This is a genomic window from Enterococcus sp. LJL98 (assembly GCF_054871745.1).
The window spans coordinates 1-19616 of sequence record NZ_JBTXLU010000008.1 but is presented as its reverse complement, the minus strand read 5'-3'; the positions used below and the strand labels follow the sequence as shown (position 1 = coordinate 19616).

General features: G+C 37.5%; 16 protein-coding genes. All 16 read right to left on the bottom strand.

Going from position 1 to position 19616, the window contains the following annotated elements:
- Window positions 1–13 precede the first annotated feature (13 nt).
- The 16 genes from ACYSNO_RS07505 to ACYSNO_RS07430 all read right to left on the bottom strand — a co-directional run bounded on the left by ACYSNO_RS07505 (window position 14) and on the right by ACYSNO_RS07430 (window position 18709).
- Entirely contained in the window at window positions 14–3730 is a 3717-nt protein-coding gene (locus ACYSNO_RS07505; RefSeq protein WP_461730455.1) for an SDR family NAD(P)-dependent oxidoreductase, read from the bottom strand.
- Between the two features lie 31 nt (window positions 3731–3761).
- On the bottom strand, window positions 3762–4928 hold the full coding sequence (locus tag ACYSNO_RS07500) for an ACP S-malonyltransferase (RefSeq protein WP_461730454.1): 1167 nt from the start codon (window positions 4926–4928) through the stop codon (window positions 3762–3764).
- On the bottom strand, window positions 4925–6400 hold the full coding sequence (locus ACYSNO_RS07495) for a condensation domain-containing protein (protein ID WP_461730453.1): 1476 nt from the start codon (window positions 6398–6400) through the stop codon (window positions 4925–4927). The genes ACYSNO_RS07500 and ACYSNO_RS07495 overlap by 4 nt, the downstream gene beginning before the upstream one ends.
- On the bottom strand, window positions 6384–6593 hold the full coding sequence (locus tag ACYSNO_RS07490; RefSeq protein WP_461730452.1) for an acyl carrier protein: 210 nt from the start codon (window positions 6591–6593) through the stop codon (window positions 6384–6386). Before ACYSNO_RS07490 ends, ACYSNO_RS07495 begins: the two co-directional genes overlap by 17 nt.
- Entirely contained in the window at window positions 6593–7966 is a 1374-nt protein-coding gene (locus ACYSNO_RS07485) for an AMP-binding protein (protein ID WP_461730451.1), read from the bottom strand. Before ACYSNO_RS07485 ends, ACYSNO_RS07490 begins: the two co-directional genes overlap by 1 nt.
- Window positions 7932–9098, bottom strand: a complete 1167-nt coding sequence (locus ACYSNO_RS07480; protein WP_461730450.1) for a condensation domain-containing protein — start codon at window positions 9096–9098, stop codon at window positions 7932–7934. The genes ACYSNO_RS07485 and ACYSNO_RS07480 overlap by 35 nt, the downstream gene beginning before the upstream one ends.
- A 7-nt stretch (window positions 9099–9105) precedes the next feature.
- Window positions 9106–11676: a condensation domain-containing protein gene (locus ACYSNO_RS07475; RefSeq protein WP_461730449.1), complete on the bottom strand. Its 2571-nt coding sequence runs from the start codon at window positions 11674–11676 to the stop codon at window positions 9106–9108.
- Window positions 11669–12766, bottom strand: coding sequence for an ABC transporter permease (locus tag ACYSNO_RS07470; protein ID WP_461730448.1), 1098 nt, complete (start codon window positions 12764–12766; stop codon window positions 11669–11671). Before ACYSNO_RS07470 ends, ACYSNO_RS07475 begins: the two co-directional genes overlap by 8 nt.
- Complete coding sequence (locus ACYSNO_RS07465) at window positions 12763–13857, bottom strand: ABC transporter permease (protein WP_461730562.1); 1095 nt, start codon at window positions 13855–13857, stop codon at window positions 12763–12765. The genes ACYSNO_RS07470 and ACYSNO_RS07465 overlap by 4 nt, the downstream gene beginning before the upstream one ends.
- A 57-nt stretch (window positions 13858–13914) precedes the next feature.
- Window positions 13915–14832 (bottom strand): ABC transporter ATP-binding protein, encoded by a 918-nt coding sequence (locus ACYSNO_RS07460; RefSeq protein WP_461730447.1) that lies wholly within the window; start codon window positions 14830–14832, stop codon window positions 13915–13917.
- A 43-nt stretch (window positions 14833–14875) separates the two neighbouring features.
- Complete coding sequence (locus ACYSNO_RS07455) at window positions 14876–15295, bottom strand: hypothetical protein (protein WP_461730446.1); 420 nt, start codon at window positions 15293–15295, stop codon at window positions 14876–14878.
- 30 nt (window positions 15296–15325) lie between these two features.
- The gene (locus tag ACYSNO_RS07450) at window positions 15326–15451 is read right to left on the bottom strand and encodes a hypothetical protein (protein ID WP_461730445.1); all 126 of its coding nucleotides are present in this window, start codon (window positions 15449–15451) and stop codon (window positions 15326–15328) included.
- A 17-nt stretch (window positions 15452–15468) separates the two neighbouring features.
- Window positions 15469–15597, bottom strand: coding sequence for a hypothetical protein (locus ACYSNO_RS07445; RefSeq protein ID WP_461730444.1), 129 nt, complete (start codon window positions 15595–15597; stop codon window positions 15469–15471).
- A 73-nt stretch (window positions 15598–15670) separates the two neighbouring features.
- The gene (locus tag ACYSNO_RS07440) at window positions 15671–16276 is read right to left on the bottom strand and encodes an accessory gene regulator B family protein (RefSeq protein ID WP_461730443.1); all 606 of its coding nucleotides are present in this window, start codon (window positions 16274–16276) and stop codon (window positions 15671–15673) included.
- Window positions 16277–16663: 387 nt separating this feature from the next.
- Window positions 16664–17413: a LytR/AlgR family response regulator transcription factor gene (locus ACYSNO_RS07435; protein ID WP_461730442.1), complete on the bottom strand. Its 750-nt coding sequence runs from the start codon at window positions 17411–17413 to the stop codon at window positions 16664–16666.
- Window positions 17414–17416: 3 nt separating this feature from the next.
- Complete coding sequence (locus tag ACYSNO_RS07430; RefSeq protein ID WP_461730441.1) at window positions 17417–18709, bottom strand: sensor histidine kinase; 1293 nt, start codon at window positions 18707–18709, stop codon at window positions 17417–17419.
- Window positions 18710–19616: the final 907 nt, after the last annotated feature.

Genomic DNA, 19616 nt, shown 5'->3' with positions numbered 1-19616 from the left:
TTACTCCTCACTATTATTTAGTTAAAAAATCCAGCATTTCTTTTGCATCAAAGCTGATATCTTTCAATTTACTTTTTTTCTCAGGCTTCATTTTCTGGTTAATCAATTCAACCTGCTTTTCAATTGTTGCGATAGAAAATAGAGTCGTTACATCGAAAATATTCGGAAAGGATTTTTCAAGTGCCTCACATAGCTGAACGATCGTAATCGAATCTCCTCCTTGCTCAAAGAAGCTAGTCTTTAGACAATAGTCTTCCTCACCCAATACATTTCTCCAAGCTTCAATGACCTGTTTTTCTGTATCATTATTTTTTACAGTTGCTTTATTCTTTGTTTTTATTTTCGTGTTTTTTCTTAAAATCGTGGCATATTCCTCTGCCCGTCTTTTTGGGGTATACATAGATGCTGTCTTTAGGGAAGAATGAACATAAGCATCCACCAACTGTACTCCTGCGTTTGTCTGAATTTTTTCAAATAGCAGATCCTCCTTGCCCACAGACATCCCCACATCTTTCCAACCAGTCAGATTCAAGGAGCGAATGTTCGATCCTTCATCAGTAAGTCCCGATTGATAGGCATTTGCCAGACAATATTCGGTTTGCCCCATAGCTCCTATTATTCCCGCCAAGGAAGAGAAGTGGATAATTTCATGCGCTTCGGAAAAGTAATTACTTAAGTAAATCGAGCCATTGATCTTGCTCTCAGTTCTCCTACAAAATTCTTTCTTCGATTTTTTAACGAACAGACCTTCTGCCGGTTCGCCTGCAAAATTCAGAATATAAGAGAATTTCTCCCCTTGAAATGCTGCAAACTTCTTGACTGACTCCTCGTCAGTAATGTCCAGTTGAACATATGTAATATTCTCCTTTTCAAAATCTTTAGAACCTCGTTTTTTTCTCCCTGCAATAGTCACTCTGACTTTTGGGTGTTTCTCAGTTAGATAGTTCGTATAAGCCAGCCCTATACCGGAGCTGCCTCCAACAATCAGAATTTCTTTATTTTCGAATTTGTTTTTTTCTGTCACACTGATTCGTTGGTTTTTAAACCGAACAATAAAGCTGTATCCATTCCTAATTACAATAAATTCCTCTTCCGCGAATGCTTGATCGACCAGATATGCATTGCTCTTATCCATATCAATCAGACGAATTGCAAAATGGACTTCCAGTCTAAGAGAGTAGGTGCCTAACGCAATAGCTCTATTTCCTGCATTCATCCTGCTCTTATAAGAAAAAATATGTTTATTAAGGTAATTAAAGGTTTGGATGTTCCCTTCAGCATTGATTTTCAGTAAAAACTGTCCCAGATCATATTGTCGTTCTGCCAGCATTTCTATGTTTTGATTCTGCTGATCCCAAAAATCAATTTCTTTTATCCCCTCAAGTAATAGCGGTTCAGATAAAAGTTCTGACAAATCCTCAAAATAAATGACTCGGTCTGTCCTAGCCACCAGTTCTTTCTTTAGCGAACGATGGACGATTTGCAATGTACTTGCTCGTCTGTCAACCTTCGGAAAATTTTGCTGTTCATAAGACTCTGTTTTAAATGTATGATCGATTTCCCATTTTTTAGTCATCACTGCATTTTTAACTTTATAATCTTTACACGATAGAATCAGTTGATTATTTTCATCAAACACTCGAACATCGAAAGTCAAAATAATATTGCCAATCTTATCCTTTGTTTTATCTGTCAAGAATATTTCAGAGTAAAATTCTGTTCCCTCAAGCTTGACTTCAGAAACATGGATTGCATCCCAATGCCATGGGAATAAAACATCGGATGGCTCCAGTGTTCTATTGATCGCATTGAATGCCGGATCAAGTAATGCCGGATAAAAATGATAGTTTCTAAACTCTTCTTTATGTTCTGACGGCACCTTTAATTTTACCAAGGCAGCGGTCCTATCTGGCTTGATGCCTAGCCATTCAACGGTGTCCCAGCGAGCCGAAATCTCTATGTCTTCTCCTGGATTTTCCCCAACTACTCGGACCACTTCTATCTCATCAAGTGCTTCTTCCTTTAGCAGGCGTTCAGCAGATATTGCTCTCTCCTTTTCTTTCAAAGTGAATGTCACCCAAGCTTTCCAGCTATCATCCGCCGAAAAGAAAAGTTGTCCAGCTCCTGTTTGTTTATCTATCGCCAGTAATAATTTAAAAATTTCGGTTTCAATAGAAAGCTGATTAGCGATAGAAAGATTTCTCAGTTCAAAAGCTTTCAGATCATAGGCTGTATCAGTAAGCCCTTGCGCCAATATTTCTATAAAACTGGTTCCGACCATCAAACTCTTACCTTGAAATTTGTGTTCGTTGATCTCCCAAACATCTGCCAGTTTCAGCTGATACTGCACCAACAACTCATTATCTATATCAATTACAGTTGCATTTTTCTTTTTTTCAAAGGAGTTTCTATTTACTTTGAGCCAATACGATTGTAGATTTAACCCAACAGAACCTGTCGTTTGATGCGTTGTATTTTCATATTCCTGCAAAACAACATGAACATTTGTACCTGTCATTCCAAAAGAACTGACACCTGCCAGTGCCCCTGGTTTCAGGTCGTATTCTTTATCAGGAATAAAAAATGCTGATTTCTCAAAGGAGATTTCTTCATTAGGTATTTGAAAATCCGGATGAGGGACAAGTTGTCGACGATTCAGGCTGATTGTTGTTTTAATCAACGATAATAATCCAGAAGCAACATCTAAATGTCCAAAATTCGCCTTACAAGCCGTGAGAGCGATCGATTGTCTGGAAATGGACTGGTTTGAAAAATAACTGTCCAATCCCTCTACTTCAATCGTGTCTCCAATTGCCGTTCCTGTCCCATGTGCCTCAATAAATGCAAGCTGATCCAGTTCGTTTTTCAGCGGTTCCCACGCCTGCTTCAATACGTCTAGCTGTGCAAGCGGATTCGGCGCAGACATGTTCATTGTCCGCCCATCATTATTTGCCGCATAATTTCTGATCACACCATAAATGTAATCACCATCTCTTTGTGCATCCGCCAAACGTTTCAACACGACGGTTCCAACACCCTCACCCATAGAAGTCCCGCTGCTTCTGGCATCAAAGGTCTTTGTTTTTGCATCCACAGATAAAATATCTACCAGTTTCTCTTCCTGACTGCCGGGTTTTACATATAAATTTGAACTGACCGCAAGTGCCGTATCCACCTTGTGATCCCGCAAATCATTACACGCCTGAGTAACCGAATACAAAGATGAGGAGCAAGCAGTATCGGTCATCACCGCGGGACCATTCAAGTCAAATGTATAACTTATCCTGCTGGCGATTGCGGAATTGAGCATACCCAACAAATCCGGACGCAGATCAAATTGTTGCATCAATAGAAAATATTGATATTGCTGAGTAGAGTTTACACTGGCATAGACACCTGTGTTTGTCCCCTTGATTTTATTCAGATACCCACTGTTTTCTAATGCTTTAGTTGTTGAAACGAGACTCAATCGTTGATTCGGGTCCATATAATCCGCTGCTTTTTTAGATATCTTAAAATATTTATGGTCAAATTGATCAATATGCTCAAAATAGGAACCCTTCACTGTATCTGTCTGTCTTAAAGGACTGGCAATCTGCTTCAGTCTGTTCTCAGGAAACCCACCGCTGGATACTCTTTTTTTCTGAAGAAATGCCCACATGTCTTCCTTCGTATCTGCATTCGGCAGAGAAATATCTAACCCAATAATTGCAATTTCTTTGTCCTCCAACTTGTTTCCTCCTTTCCCTGATCTGCTCTTCCTAACCGATTGCTGTTTCCCACGATAGTTTAGTCTTATAGACATCGATTTCTTCCACTGGAACCTTTTTGCTTCGTAAAATCAAATCCAGTAAATCTAATGTGTCTTTTACGTTTGCCTCGTTTACTTCTTTCCCAATATTCGCTTTAATCTGATTGTATCCACTTACTACGATATTTTCGTATGTGTCTGGATCGGTCCCATTATTCTTCGTGGAGACAATGATCCCCAGTGCCCGAGAAAACAAATCATAGTTTCTGTTTACCTGAACTTCTTCTTTCAATTTTGCTTCAATCGCTGTATTCATTTTTCCAGGTTCCAGCGCATAGATAGGCGCTTCGTCTTTCAACATTTTGACAAACATTCCTGACGGCGATAAATCAACAAAACATTGAATTCCTGTTTTTTCAGCATATTTTATCGATTCAAGCCACTTTACAGGGGAAATGATTTGCTCTACAATTTCTGATGCAGGTGCTTCTGTTGTATAGAATTGAGCGGTTCGATTGCTGATGACATGCATCGATGAAGATGAGTTGAATGACAACTGTTGAATCTGTTTTCTCACTTCCTCCGCTGCTACTTTCATATACTCAGTATGGAAAGCGCCGCTGACATTCAGCAGGACACCATCGAGATGATGTTCTTTTACAAAAATCCGAATAGCTGTTTTTGATCCTGAGATCACTGTTTGTTTGCTTGCGTTCGTATTAGCAATAAAAATCTCAGACTCTTTTTTCACTAAAGACTCAATCTCTTCTCTTGATCGGAAAACCGCCATCATCCCCTGATCCGTTTGCTTTTCAATGTCCTTTTTCATTGCCTTTCCACGAATATCCACCAGCTTCAGACCATTTTCAAGATCCACTACGCCTGCAACTGTCAAAGCGGTCAGCTCACCTAAACTATGCCCCATAGCTGCCTGTGGATACAGCCCGATTTCTTCTTTATAAAGCTGGTACATACATAAGCCGCCGACATAGGTTGCGATTTGTGATTTCCATGTATCTTGACTCAGGTCCTCTGTGAACCAACTGCGGATTGGTTCTTGAAGGATTTCTTCTGCTTGTGTTATCACTTTTTTCGCCTGTTCATTATTCATCCAAACCTGGATTAATTCTTTTGGGATCGCTGCACCCTGCCCTGGAAATAATACTGCAATATTCATATATAGTTTTCCTCCATACGTTTAGTTGTTATTTTTTCTGCTAATAGATAGACCGTGTAGTTATTAAAGAAATCTGAAATTTTCAATGTAACTGCAAAGGTCTGTTTGATCTTCTTTTTTAATTTGACCAACAGCAGGGAGTCAATTCCAAGATCGAAAAAGCTCTCCGCCTCGTCTAACTCCTCTTCATCGATAAGAGAGAGGATCATTTCTTTCAAGGTTACTATCATATCTCCTGTAATTGATCGTTCTTCATTTTGCTCTATTCGGATGATTTCCTGTGACTCAGCAAGTAGCTCCTGAACAGTGACATCTTTATCGCTATAGATTTTCTGAAGCTTCTGCTCAAAAATCGTAGTCAGCTCTTCCAATTCTGTTTGTGGAAATTCATTAGATAAAACCGTTAATTCAAGCTCTTTTTCAGATCTATAAATCACAAAGTGTAAATCAAATTTTTGATCAATATAAGCCTCCTCTTCCTCAAGGATTATCTGCTGATCTTCATCTAAAGTCTTATCGATCAAGCTTGTCGATTTGTAATCAAAAACAATACTATTAAAAATGTCAAGACTGCCGGTCCCATTGTTTCTCTTCATGGTCTCAAAAAAATCATTATCAGCTGCATTTTTGATTACTCGCTCTTGAATATTCTGAATCAACATCTTTTTGGTTTCATTGCTTTTTCGATCAAACTTATACTGAAAAGGAACCAATTCTACAAAATTTCCAAGAGAGCGATAGTTATTCCTGTTCCTGCCCAAAGATGGATACGCTAAGTATGCCTGTTCCAATCCCAGCCACTCTGCTACGCTAAGAGAGAAAGCGCTTAAATTGTTAGAAAAATCCGAATAGTTACTATGTTTTTTTCCAGCCAGATTCAATTTCTTATGAAGAGAAACTTGCTGTCCGTCAGAAACCTTTTTAGTCTGTAACTGTGCTTTGAAGCGATCGTATCCATTGAAGGAGAATTCATTTTTAGTTCGGTCAGCTTCACATTCAACGCCTATCTTTTTTTCTGAAATCATTCCTAATGAGGTGTTGCTTGTATATCTTGAAATAATTTCTTTCAAAAATAAGTTTGTACTGAAGCCATCCACTAATACATGATGGATATTCATAAATAGATAATCATAGGAACGATCCTTGATTTTACATAAAATGATCTTCATCAATTGTGGATCCTGAATAGAAATGAGATTTCTTTGATAGATATGCTCTTTATCGCGTGCAGTCATTTCTTCTACTGCTATGTTGGGAATACCGCCTATTTTCTTTTCCAAGCTGCGTTCATTGATCTGAAAAGCGGTCTGGAAAATCTTATGTTGTTGTAATAATTCTGTCAGTATCTCAGTCATTCTTTTTATGTTCATCCCTTTATTAAATTTTATAAACAAAGGGATATTATAGGCAGTCTCATTTGCTAAACAGCTGGCAATGATCTTCTTCTCTTTTTCACTAACCGAGCACAACATGATCCAAAATTTCTCCTACATTCTGATTGAAGAGCATATTCAAATCCAGTCGATACCCTTTCGTATCCAGCTCCCAGATGACCTCCATTGCTGTAATAGAGTCACCACCGCTGTCCAAAAAAGTTTTTTCCTGATCGATTTTTCCTTTTAAAATACGTTCCATCGTATTAAGTATTTCTTCTCTTTTTTCCATTAGTTCGCCCACCTCATCGCTTCCATATCCGTTTTTCCATTTTTATTCATCGGTATATAGTCTACTTTTTTTATTACAGGGATCATATACCCTGGTAATTTACTCCTCAAATACGTTCTCAACTCAGATAAATCAATCGAGTCCTGAATAAATAAATTCAGATGCTTTCCATCATAATGTGCCAGACAGTCTTTTTCTAAGCCGAAGGTTTTCGCATTTTTTTCGATTTCACCTAATTCAATGCGAAACCCTGAAACCTTCACCTGCCGATCTTTTCTTTCAATGTAAACCAGTTCGTTCTCTTCATTCTGGTATACTATATCTCCTGTTTTATAAAATGCTATGCCTTCAAATCGTGTCATTACCTTTTCCGTCGCTGTTGGGTCGCCGATATAGCCTTTCATCAAGCCGCCATCATGGATGTAAAGTTCGCCCTGTTCTCCTGTTTTTTTTACAGCCTCCCCAGCTTCATTCAAAATCAACAGCTGTCCATAGTCTGCAAAAGAGCGACCTATTGGTAATTCCTGTTCTTTCCCATGTATTTCATAGCTAGTAGCGAAGACTGTGGTTTCTGTCGGCCCATAAACATGCATTACCCGACAATATCTTCCTGCCTCCTTCAGGTGAGACAGCGATCCACGCTCACCACCGGTCAGAACCAAAGACAGCTGCTGAAATGCAGTAGGGCATTCATCTACATACAGATTAAACAATCTAGTGGTTAAGAAAACCATATCTAGTTCTTCAAATAGCTCAGGAATAATATCCGTATCCAGACTGTCATCTTTATAGACGATTTGTATCGTCAGACCATTTAATAATCCCCCAAACACTTCATAAATAGAGGCATCAAACTCAAGGGGGGCAAACTGCCCAATTACTTTTCCTTCATAAAACGGAGCATGCGAAACAATTTTTTCAATAGCCTTGTCCTGAATCCCTACAGCTTTCGGCTCCCCTGTAGATCCCGATGTAAAGATAATATACAGCAAGCTATCTTCTTCTCTTTCACCGTTTATTACACCTGCTTTGCCTTGCACCTCTCTTATCTCCTGTAATGACTGCAGTTGCAGGACTGAATGGATCTTAGCACGCATTTTTTCTTTACGGGATTCTGGATAATCCATCGGGATAACGCAATAGGCCCCTCCTGCACGAACAACACCGAGCATCAAACAAATTGCTTCAAATCTATCCGCAGTTTCTACTGTTACAACCTCATTCTTCTTTATTCCCTTATCAAGCAAGTAACCTGCAACCTGTTGTGTAATTTCATCTAATTGCCTGTAAGTTAGTTTTCGACTTCCTTCAACCAGTGCAATTTGCTCCGGAATCCTGTTAATTGTTTCCAACAGCTGACTGATAATTTTCATTTACGCTTTCCTCCAAACTGTAGATAGCAATCAATCGGCAAAAATCCTTCAATATTTTCTTTATCCGGCTATCTGAAAAATAGTTTCGGCTGTACTCTATTTCTAAAAAGGTCTGTTCTGTCTTTTGTTCGATCCTGAAATAAAAATCAAATTTACACAATTTATCTACAGGAACAAATTCAAAGGAATCAAACATATTTTCTTCGTATGAGTAGATCACCTTATATTGATGTGCGATAATTTTTTTTGGTACTTCACGCTGCCCAAACCTTTTTACTGCGTGCGCAAACAACCGCTGGGCATTTTCTTTGATTGACAGTTGACTCTTTCTTTGTTCTGGAAACATTCTGACAAAGCAACCGATTTCTGCAAAGCTCAATCCAGTTAAGCGCCAGTTTCCTACCGTTCCGTACAGATTTCCCTGAAAATAATCTTCTGTCACTTTTTCAAAAATGCTTTGATAAAAATTATTTTTAGTGACACCTATTTTCTTCGCATGCTCCGCCACTTTTTTTACAAGTTGCGGATCAAGTCGACAACTTTGCTTTCCGGAAAACGCCAAACCTACTTTCTTCGTAAGTCCTGTCTCTTCCGGTGACAATAATGCACTCGTCCTCGCTTCCTCCTTCACTGCTTTGATTTTTGAATAGGAACATAGCTCAGAGCTTATAAATGTATCTTTGTTTCCAAATAAACGACTTAAAAATTCTTTTTCAAAGTTCCTGATACCTAAACCGTCTATACAGATATGATGAAACTCAATATATAGATATCTTTTATTTTCAATTTCTAAGATTTCAGCTTTCCATGGATATCCTTTTGCCAGATCAAGAATATGTTCTTTCTTTTCAATATAAGCATAGATATCTTTTATTCCAGTGGTACTTATCAGCTCTACTGAACATTCTTCAAGTGGAACAAACTTTTGAAAAAATCTACGTTGATCCTTCTCATAGAAATAATGAACTTGCAAAGTCGGGTGATGCTGAAAGGTTTTCCAGAGTGCAGCAGTTGTCTGCGAGTTAGTTACATGCTGCGGCAGCTCCATCAAAAATGGCAGTCGATAGATTGGTAGTCCATTACAGATATACATTTTTTTCTGAAGTTCTGTCAGTTCATAAACCTGATACATCTTTTCACTAATTTTTATCCCCCTCCTGTATCCTCTTTTCGAAAAATGCTGCTAACGAGCCAATCAAATTTTCCTCTTCAGCCACAGAATAGATTTCCGGATCAATAAACGTGTCGATTGTAATACACTCTTTTTCTACCTGTGCGTTGAAGAAAAGCTGGAATTTCGTCAATGCTACGAGCTCCTTTATGCCCGTTACGATGTCAGATTCCTTTTTATCTGCTATCAAGGTCTGATAGATGATTTTAGGAAACGCAACATTTGGAAATATATTGATTAGGTCATACATGGAGGCCGCTTGATTCTCTTTGGCCCACTGTAGACTGCGCTTTAACCGCTGGCTGTCTTTACGGTCAAAATACAATGGCAATGTTCTAGCAAAAGAATGAACAATCCGATCTGTATAGGGGCATACCCTACCATGATACATGGCACCGATATATACCCTGTCTTCTTCAAAAAAATCAGATAATACATGAAGCAGTCCGTTCAAAAGGGATTCTTCTACCTGTTCATACGCTTTTTTGCTCATCGGAAGTTTGAACTCGTATTTGTGAAAGCCTCCTTTGGTCAAAATATCTTTACCAATATTTTTGTACTCCTCGGTCGGGATCATTTTTTTCCAATTCCCTATGGCCTCCTGTGTCGCAGCTTTATAGCTTTGCTCTATCTGTTGATATTGAATATATTCAACTGTTTCTTTATGAAATACGGATTCGATTTGATCAAGAAGGATCGTGATACCAATATCATCGATCAACATATGGTGCACATTAAAGAAAAGATAAGCTTCCATTACTTGATTCTTCACCGTCACAATTTTCAAGTCCCATAGCTTCTGCTCTCTTTGAACGCTTACTCTGCTTTCAATCGTTGAAAGCTCTTCAACATCGCTTATCTCAATTGTTTCGATTTTCCAGGTTCGCTCCGAGCTAACATTGCCAATCACTTCTCGATTCAAAAAGACAAACTCGGTAAAAAATACATCGTTGCTACAAATCGCTTCTTCTACTGCTTTGCCGAATGCTGGCAGGTCCTGACAGACCTCTTCTGAAAGCTTCATGGCGTATTTTATGTTGTACATTTCTGATTCTAAAAAGCGAAAGCTGTCAATAAACATTGGCTTGATATATTCTGGGACTGTATAGGACATTGGTCTATGAGTTTCCAATATGCTCGTTGAACGTACATCAGCTTTTTCTTTTTTTATCAGCTCTTTCAGCTCACCAAATGTCGTCAATCCATATACGTCCTGATAAGCTAGATGAATGCCCCACTGTTCATAGGATTCAGTAATGATTTGGGCAATTTCCAGTGATGAGATTCCTGAATCAAAGAGTAAATCTTGGTCCTTTCGACCTTTAAATGTATCCAAAGTTTCTGCTTTTTCCACGTCTGGCAACAGCTCTGGCTGAACTGGTTCCTGTCCTGAAATGAAAGGTTTTGTCAGATCCATACGATCCAACGACAGGAGAACCTCTTCCAAGTGTTCACTTATTCTTTTGGTCATTTGATTTGAATATCGGCATTCCATAATAAGCCGATCCTTGTACTCATTGAATTGGAAGTGATCCTCAAATTTATAAAGATAGGTCCCTAATTCGATTTCATCAAACAGCTGTAGCATTTCTTCTTCCATTTTTGTATAAGAAACAATATAGTCATAACTTTTTTGTCCTAAAACCTCCATATACTGTTGAAAGGTTCCATTTTCTGACTGATAAATCGCTGAAAACAGTTCTTTGAAGCAGTTCATCGCCTGAGCCCCGCAGCCAACTTCTCTGTCATATTCGACAACTATCGGTACAACATCGGTATAATTATTGATTACCTGCTGCTGCTTTAATTTATCTTTTCTTGAGGTAACGACACCGATAAAATGCTGGTCATCATTGTTGACAAGCGTCAATACATAAAACAATACACCAAACTTTGTCAGCTTCAATTTGTTGCTCAAAGAGCAGACTGCCTGATAAACTTCTTTCGGCAATTCATGCTGTACATAGCCGGAGTCAACCGTTTGTTTCCACACTTTTTTTGTCTTGAGCTTTTCTTTTAAGCCCCTATAGTAATCAGCTGCTACCCCTGGATGAGTCATATGTTCCAGCTCGTTTTCATTGTCTCCTTTCCATTCACCCGTTAGTAAATGGGTTTCAAGCTGTGCTAAAAAGAGCGGCAGCGCATCATTGTCAAATACCAGATGATGGAACAAAAATTCAATTTTTCCTTCTCGTTCATCAATGAAGTATCTTGCCAGGCGATCCCCGTTCAACACGTCAATTTTCTGATCCTTCAAGCTTTGCTCAGAAAAAAACTCGTTTTCTCCTGATTTTTTATTGAAATAATACGTATTCTCCTGTTTAACGATTCTACATCTGAACATGTCGATCTTGTTCATCACGTACTGGAGAGAAGCCAGCAGCTTCTCCTTTTTGATAGCAGGATCATAGTTGACTGAAAAATAGATATCGTAATTTTTTCCGTGTTTTTCAGCAAAAAGAATTTTTTCCTGTAATGGCCTTAAGCACAGAAGCTGCTGGATTTCATTGCCTGTGTACAACTTGCCTTCCTTAAACATTTTCACTTCTCACTCTGCTCAGTAATCCAAAAATAACGATTGTGCAAATCATTAAGTTGATGAAATAGCCGATAACTGCTCCTTGTAATCCTGCAAACAACTGATTATTAATTTCTGTCAACCAGTAGGTAGGTAAGAAGTTGGCAATTTTCTGCATTCCTTCCGGCATGATAGACGCCGGCCACAAGGTACCTCCTAGCATTGCCAGTGGTAAGGAAACCACCGTTACCAGTAACCGACCAGTAGATACTTTGGTCGTCGCACTTACCAGTAATAACCCGATCCCTGCTGCAATAATATTCAACAACCCGTAAGCAGAAATCAGTAACAGCAGCTGCTGAGCTGAAATACCAAGATCTATTTTGAAAACTGCGACCAGCAGGATAAGCATCAACAGGAATTGCATGACACCTATTAGGGCAAATACGCCAACTGTTTGAACATAGTAGCTAAACTTACTCTTTGTTGTTAATAAAAACCGCTGTGTTGTCGAATGGATCTTGTCATTTAAAAACAGCAAGGTATTCGTCATTGTCAAAACAATCATGATAAATACGACCATATTAAACGCACTCGTTAAAATCACGGCATTCGGATTTCCCAATGTTTCCGTCTTGAAATCAATCGTGGAGCTGTCTTTTTCAGCTTTCTCCATATTTTCTTCAAATAATGTCTGAGTCGCCGAGTTTTTTGCCAGTGTCTGTATGGTTGAAAAAATACTGTTCATTTTTACTTCAAGCGATTTAGAATTGAAGCTAACGTCCTTCTCATACATCTTCGCTTCAAGGGCTTGAGGATTTTGATAAATATCCTGCAAATCTTGAGTCAAAACGATCCCCAGGTTGGTTTGATGATCCATCGCTTCCTGTTCATTCTTTGCAGTGACCACTTCTACATTCTGATTTTCAAGCATCTGCTCTATATAACTTTCCATTTTAGGATCATTTGCGTAGATCGTCAGTGATACTTTCGATGATTCATTGTATTGACTAACAACCATGAAGGTCGCCATGATCGGTAGCAAAACCATCATTAAAAAGGTCAACTTTCTTTTAAAAATTCTTTTGATATATAACTCGAATAGTTTCATTTGGCTCTCCTTTTCGTTAACAGCATGATAGACAACACAATAAATACAGCGGAATAGGCCAGAGTCGTGTATACCGGTGCCATGTCAACAACACCTTGCTGAATGTAATTGAACAGCGGCTTTTGAAAAATCTCATTAATACTGATTCCTGACAAAGCCCCCATATCGATCTTCACAAAACCGCCTCCCAGAAATGTCATAGCTGGAATCATCAAGGTAATGATGCTGTCCAACGCCTTGACTCTTCTACCCAAAACACCTAAAATCAAGCCTAATGCATTGAAGAAAATCGAGGCGACGAGAATCGTGACTAAAACGACCCATAGCTTCTCACCATAATCAACATTGAACAATACTTTTGCACTGAAAATAATCAGCCCCCCTTGAAAAACAGAGATAGTAATTCCTGTTAATAACTGTCCTAGCACTAAGCTGCTGTTCTTCACTGAAGAACTCAAGTAACGATCTCCCAAAGCACCGTCATACTCTTCCTGAATAAAATTCATGGTATTCGCTAATCCGTAGAATAAAATCAAGACCAGCATCGTCACACCATAGTAGCTGATTGCCGACATAGTGCTTTCTCTTGCCGTCGTGGCTGACTTACTGCCATTAACCAATAAGCTGTTATATACATGAGTCTGCAACTGTTCGGTACTACTCTCACTTAAGACATTCATGACCTGATAGCCATCTCCAAAAGCAGATAAAGTCAAGGCAGTGACGTTCATTTTATCGACATTGCTGTCTATCCCGTAAATCGATACTTCACTGGCTTTTTGCTCTTGAAAATTCTTTGATAAATCAGCCGGCAAATAAATCAACTGATCATATTTCCCTGTTTCCAGTTCTTTTTTTGCTTGATCTAGATTTGAAAATTCTTTGACATCGAGCGTCTGATTATTTTCTTCATTTGTTAAAAATCCAACAATGCTCTTTCCAAGCTGGCCTGTATCTTTATTTACAACAATCGTTTCAGCCTTCTCAATGGTCGTCTCTGTCTCTTGCTTTTCAGATGGTTGAAAAGCCGCTGACAACGCATTCCCTAAAATGAAGATCAACAATAACGGCAGTAAAATATAGTTTATCACTACCAATGGTGATTTAATTTTTCTTTTTAAACTGGTCAAAAAAATTGTTTTCATTTTTTAATCCCTCAATTTCTTTCTAGTCAATTCAAAAAATACTTGCTCCAAATTTGGTGTGATATATTTGAAACTCTTGATATCCTTTGGAAATACATTCTGAATGGTTTTGAAGATCGTGAAATCCTTTTGATCAATTGCAATATTTACTCTATGTCCTTCTACAGAAAGTACATCAAACTGTTTCAATTTTTCCCCATAGACCGAGCCTTCATCTTCCATCTCCAACTCAATCAGTTCCTGTTTAGAATAATATTGAATCACTTCATACAGTTCTCCTTCACAAAGCAGCTGTCCGTTATCGACAATCCCTACATGAGAGCAGATTTTTTCTACTTCTTCCATATAATGTGAAATGTAGACAATCGTTCTCCCACGCTTATTTAGCTCCGTAATCGAGTCCAGAATATGATTTCGCGATTGAGGATCGACTCCTACGGTAGGCTCGTCCAAAATGATCACATCCGGATCATGTACAATACCACAAGCAATGTTCAGCCTTCTCTGCATACCACCTGAGAATTTTTTCGGCGTCTTGCTTCGTTCATCCCATAAACCGACAAATTCCAATGCGTATTTCGTCTGTTCCTTCAGCTCAACGCCTTTCAGTCCATACAGCTTGCCGAAAAATAGAACATTTTCATAGGCTGACAAATCGTAGATAAGAGCTAAATCCTGCGGAACATATCCAATACGTTTATTAGTCCCCTTATTCGGTTGTTTACCGAACCACTCTATTTTTCCAGATTTTGCATAATCCAAGCCTAGCATCACTCGGGTCAAAGTAGACTTACCTGCACCATTTGGACCTAACAGCCCATAAATCTGACCTTCTCCAATAGAAAGCGATAATCCTTTTAGTACTAAATGATCCTTGTTGTATCCAAATTTTATATCCTTACCTTTAAAAATGTTGTTCATGCTGTTCCCTCCTGATTGATTTAGTTATAGATAGTTGATCGTGTCAAGCCGATCTGTTGATTGTAATAATTTCTGATATATTTTTTTTAAGCGGTCGATCTTTTGTTTTACTCAGTAGCTGATAAGTTACTTTTTTTCGCTTTAAATACTGAATGATTTTTGGAATCAATACCGATTCATTTCTTTTTTTCTGATCCACGACTATTACAAATTCCTCTTTGCCTTCATTATTCAAGAAATCGACTGCTTCTCTGATTTCAATCTCCATGCTCTTTTCTCTTTTCATGAAAAACAATCGATCCTTGTTGTAAATAAAGAATTCTTCCGTGTTTTCTTCCTCTGATATCAACAGCTCGAACATCTCATAAAACAGACTGTCCCACTCTTCGGTCTTACTTACTTTTTCCAAAAAATCAATATCGATTGTTCCTAAAAGTTTGCATTCCTCAATATATCTATCCACCTTTCCACCTCCTATAGTTCACATTCCCTATTACTCGGATTTCAAGATATCAGGTTTTTCCGGCTCATACATCCCGCCTAAACACCCTAAGTTCAATGCTAAATTCCCTAATGCTACTCCAAAAGCAACAGCCAAAAGTAATAATTTTTCTTTCATTTTTTTATTCCTCCTAATTAGTCTTCTATATTTAAAATATCCGGTTTAACTGGTTCGTACATCCCGCCTAAACAGCCAAGATTCAATGCTAGATTTCCTAATGCAACTCCTACTGTAACTGCTAATAACAATAATTTTTCTTTCATTTCTCTATTCCCCCAAATTTTCTTTTTTAGTTGTATCTGTTTTAAATGTGTCAGACTTTGTTGATTGCTTCGTTCATCGTTCCTCCTGAGTTTTTTTCCATAGTATCTTCTCTAACGGAAGGGCTAGAAAAGAGGTAATAAGTAATCCGCTCATTCCTATCAAACGTTCTGAGCTTTGACATTCAACAAGTATTAGAATAAATAAAATACTGTTTGCAATAATTGCTTTCTTTCTCAAATTTTTTCGTTGTCTTTCATTTGTTACTTGGTTTTTCTCTGTGTTTGCCGGTGCTCTGAAGAATAAAATGACTGTACAGATAAAACCAATTAAAATTGAAGGCAAGAAACTGATACCCCAGTTGTTGGTTTTTATTAACCAAGGTAAAATGCTGAAACAGATGATTCCGCTCATACCGCAGTTTAAACTTGATTTAGCATGAAAACCTCGACTGTAGCTGCGTACAATGCAAAAGGGCAAATGACTCAATAGTGTTTCTGAAACAGTCCCTAATGAAAAAGCAATAAGATAAATGAGTGATACTTTTCCTAAAGTGATCATCAGCATCGATAATCCATAAGATATTTTCGCTTCTTGGATTTCTGTTAAAACGATGTTTTTCTTCAAACCATGTAACAGTTTCATTGAGAACTTTTCTTCTATTGATAATTTATTTTCCATTTGATTGTATTCCCCCTCTACAAACATTATTATATAAGGGGTTTCAGCACTTAATACAAAACTTCTTAAGTAGCTGCACTTTCGGCAAAAGTGTAAAAAAAAAGCTAATGATCGACACTTTTGATATCAAAAGTGTCGATCATTAGCTTTTTTCTATCTTTTCCTCTTCTTACCACTTAATAAATTATCCACACAATAACAAAAATCTAGTTTACTTTATAACAGTTTGGATAAATAAAAAACATGCTCAGGGCCGTATCGGTTCTCAGCTATGTCAACAGCTCAATCTATATAATGTTCCCTGTAAACAAATGTTGTCCTCTTTGCTTAGATTTCTTGCAAAGGGGACAACATCTGTTCCTATCATCTTAAATAGGAGTTATTGAGTTATTTCTTTAACATTTCCAGTTTGGACAACAGACCTTTCAGATATCTGACAGACGCATAACACAGCTCTCCATCTTTCATTTGAATCTCCCTCTGCTTAGGATGGACCATATCAATATTCATTGTATTTACCACATAAGACTGATGGCATCTGTAAAAATGAGGATTTAATTCTTCCATTTCTTTGATTTTACCGTAAAATTCAATTTGTCGATTATCCAAGTGTACGATTAGCCGATGAGGCGTACTGGAAGATTCTATGAATTGCACATCGGCAACATCCAGTTTAATCTGAGAATCACCACTTTTTATTAAAATATGTTCTTTAGATCCTGGTTTTACGTTCAGATATCTTTCAACTGCCACATCAATACATTCTGTTACTTTCTCTTGTAATTGCACCCTATTGTCCTTCGGAATGTACTCCATCGCCTCTACCTTATATAAAAATGTAAGATAGACGAGTTCAGCGTGGGTTGTTACAAATACGATTTTAGCACTAGGATCAACTTTTCGTATTTCTGCTCCTAAGGAAATTCCGTTCATATCTGTATTCAGATCCACATCCAAAAAATAAAGTCCGGTAACGCCATCCTCTTCTTTTGAAAGATGAGCCAACAACTCCAATGGATCATTTGTATCAAAACCAAATATCACGTCGTAGTCCTGCATATATAAATAGTTTTTAATCACAGCCACGATATTTTCTCGTTGCTGCTCATCATCTTCACATACAAATACTTTAAGCATGTTCTATCCCCCGATTGATAAAATTTGTGAAAACATACCATTTTCGATCTTTGTTTCCAGCAATACATTATTTTCCTTTGAAACCATTAAATCCAAATTACTCAATCCCGTTCCACGATTGTTACCCTTGGTAGAAAAGCCTTCTCTCTTTAATTCAAACAGTTTAAGAATATCGGCTGCACAGGAATTGGCAGTTACAATCACTGTTTTTCTACCATTTTTGAAAAAAGCAACTCGAACAAAACCGTTTTCAATTGAGGCTGCCGCTTCGATTGCATTGTCCAAAATAATTCCTAATGATCGAATCAGCATAATCGAATCCGCCTGTATTTCTTCGATTGGTTCGTTTACCTCGATCTCTGTATTAATCCCCAATTCCTGTGAAACTGTCAGTTTACTAGCGACAAGGCTTTTTACCTCACTAGCCCTTATATTACTCAACTGAGACAACTTAAAATTATTGTGCTCCATTACTTGAGAAGCCTTTTTTATCTTCGTGTAGAAATATGCTTCAAGTCCTGCAAGGTTCTCTTCTTTAATAAAATCTTCTATAGAAATCAAAATATTTTGATAATCATGCCTGAATCGACGCATTTCTGTGTAGTTTTTTTCAAGCTGATCTGTGTATTCCTTTAGATAATGAAGCTCTTTTTGCTTTTCTTTTGTGATATATTCTTTTTGAAAGGAGTACATCAATACTAGGAATACTATCGCCGAGGTGACACCATAACCAACAATAAAGACAGCATTCACTCGCCCCATCGAAGATTCTTCACCAGTAAATCGTTCAATTGTAATAATAATGAAATAACTCACAAATGTTACGGCAGCCAGAATCGTTCCCGCCCAAATAAGCCGTTCTGTGATATTTACTCTTCTTGAAATAGAAAGATAAACTGTTTTGATTGCCAGTGAAGATAGAATATATAATAAAGAACCAACAACAATAAGCATATTGGCATTAATGGATTCTGGAGAAAAAAAAGTAAGCATGAGCATCTCTGAAAGATAACTCATCAATATGTATAAAAGAATAGATAGAGATGAAAAAAGAATCGAGATATTTAGCCGCCTTGTAAATTTAAATGTTGAAAATATAGCAAATAACCACACGAGTCCTGTAGCAAACAAGTTGATCACTAAATACATTCCTGTACATAGGAGTACAATTGTCGCAGAAGTCAAAAAATAGGTCTTACTTAGTTTAATATTAGCTAAAATATAAATTGCTAAAAAAACCAAGCTATATTGCAGAAATACATAATGAAGCTGATGAGTTAAAATATAGTCTAACATTGTCAACGCCCTTATTCCTTCCACGATTATTTTTTTATCATAGTGTGATAAACTCCATAGCAAGAGTTTATCATACTATCAAGTAAAGGAACAAGAAATAATTTTTTAATTTATCCAAAATGTAGTTGATTCATGATAATGACTTAAGAGAACACACAATAAAATATCCTGAACCCATAAAACTGTTCCTTGAGTTTTAAGACAATAGATATGACTTGAGGAGGACAATATGGGAAAGGTATGTTTGACTATGAAAGAAAATTACTGTTATACCATCATTAAATCAGTAGCTGAAGATAAGATGAAGAAGGTACCCTTAGGATTCACTCACAGACAAATTAACCGCTTGGTCCGGAGCTATAAAACATAAAGTAAAGCTGTTTTTGTTCATGGCTCTCGAGAACGAAAGCCTGGATACTCTATTTCTCAATAGATTAGACAACAAGTAGTCTCCATCTATAATGAAAAATATTTCAATGCAAATTTCAGGCACTACACAGAGCTGCTTACCGAACATGAAGAAATTCAGCTAGAGTAAAGTTTTGTTTCTAAGCTTTTGAAGCAAGTTGGTATTCTCTCTCACCTAAAACACATCGAATGACCAAACGTAAGCATAAAAAAGCCATGAGGAAGAAGAACTGCCAAGCTCTCCAACAAGAAGAACTCCTTTTAACTGAGGATAATACCTAAATAAAAAAAGAGAGCCACCTTAGTTGCCCCAGAAAAAAAGGCTCTATACTTTCTAGTGTTGATAAAAACTTACCAGCACTTTTTTTGTGCATATAACTAAACAGACACCTTGAAATCCATTAGAATAAAGTCGTCGAAAACCATACTAAAGGAGTGTTCAAGATGTCCAGTACTCATTTTATCAGAGAAATCCTAGATATTCTAGACTTTAATATTA

What these genes read in the sequence shown, in the direction of transcription:
- ACYSNO_RS07485 (WP_461730451.1), bottom strand. Translation starts at nt 7,966, where the DNA reads ATGAAAATTATCAGTCAGCTGTTGGAAACAATTAACAGGATTCCGGAG.
- ACYSNO_RS07470 (WP_461730448.1), bottom strand. Translation starts at nt 12,766, where the DNA reads ATGAAACTATTCGAGTTATATATCAAAAGAATTTTTAAAAGAAAGTTG.
- ACYSNO_RS07490 (WP_461730452.1), bottom strand. Translation starts at nt 6,593, where the DNA reads ATGGAAAAAAGAGAAGAAATACTTAATACGATGGAACGTATTTTAAAA.
- ACYSNO_RS07460 (WP_461730447.1), bottom strand. Translation starts at nt 14,832, where the DNA reads ATGAACAACATTTTTAAAGGTAAGGATATAAAATTTGGATACAACAAG.
- ACYSNO_RS07435 (WP_461730442.1), bottom strand. Translation starts at nt 17,413, where the DNA reads ATGCTTAAAGTATTTGTATGTGAAGATGATGAGCAGCAACGAGAAAAT.
- ACYSNO_RS07440 (WP_461730443.1), bottom strand. Translation starts at nt 16,276, where the DNA reads ATGGAAAATAAATTATCAATAGAAGAAAAGTTCTCAATGAAACTGTTA.
- ACYSNO_RS07500 (WP_461730454.1), bottom strand. Translation starts at nt 4,928, where the DNA reads ATGAATATTGCAGTATTATTTCCAGGGCAGGGTGCAGCGATCCCAAAA.
- ACYSNO_RS07445 (WP_461730444.1), bottom strand. Translation starts at nt 15,597, where the DNA reads ATGAAAGAAAAATTATTGTTATTAGCAGTTACAGTAGGAGTTGCATTA.
- ACYSNO_RS07480 (WP_461730450.1), bottom strand. Translation starts at nt 9,098, where the DNA reads ATGTATCAGGTTTATGAACTGACAGAACTTCAGAAAAAAATGTATATC.
- ACYSNO_RS07495 (WP_461730453.1), bottom strand. Translation starts at nt 6,400, where the DNA reads ATGTTGTGCTCGGTTAGTGAAAAAGAGAAGAAGATCATTGCCAGCTGT.
- ACYSNO_RS07430 (WP_461730441.1), bottom strand. Translation starts at nt 18,709, where the DNA reads ATGTTAGACTATATTTTAACTCATCAGCTTCATTATGTATTTCTGCAA.
- ACYSNO_RS07450 (WP_461730445.1), bottom strand. Translation starts at nt 15,451, where the DNA reads ATGAAAGAAAAATTATTACTTTTGGCTGTTGCTTTTGGAGTAGCATTA.
- ACYSNO_RS07475 (WP_461730449.1), bottom strand. Translation starts at nt 11,676, where the DNA reads ATGTTTAAGGAAGGCAAGTTGTACACAGGCAATGAAATCCAGCAGCTT.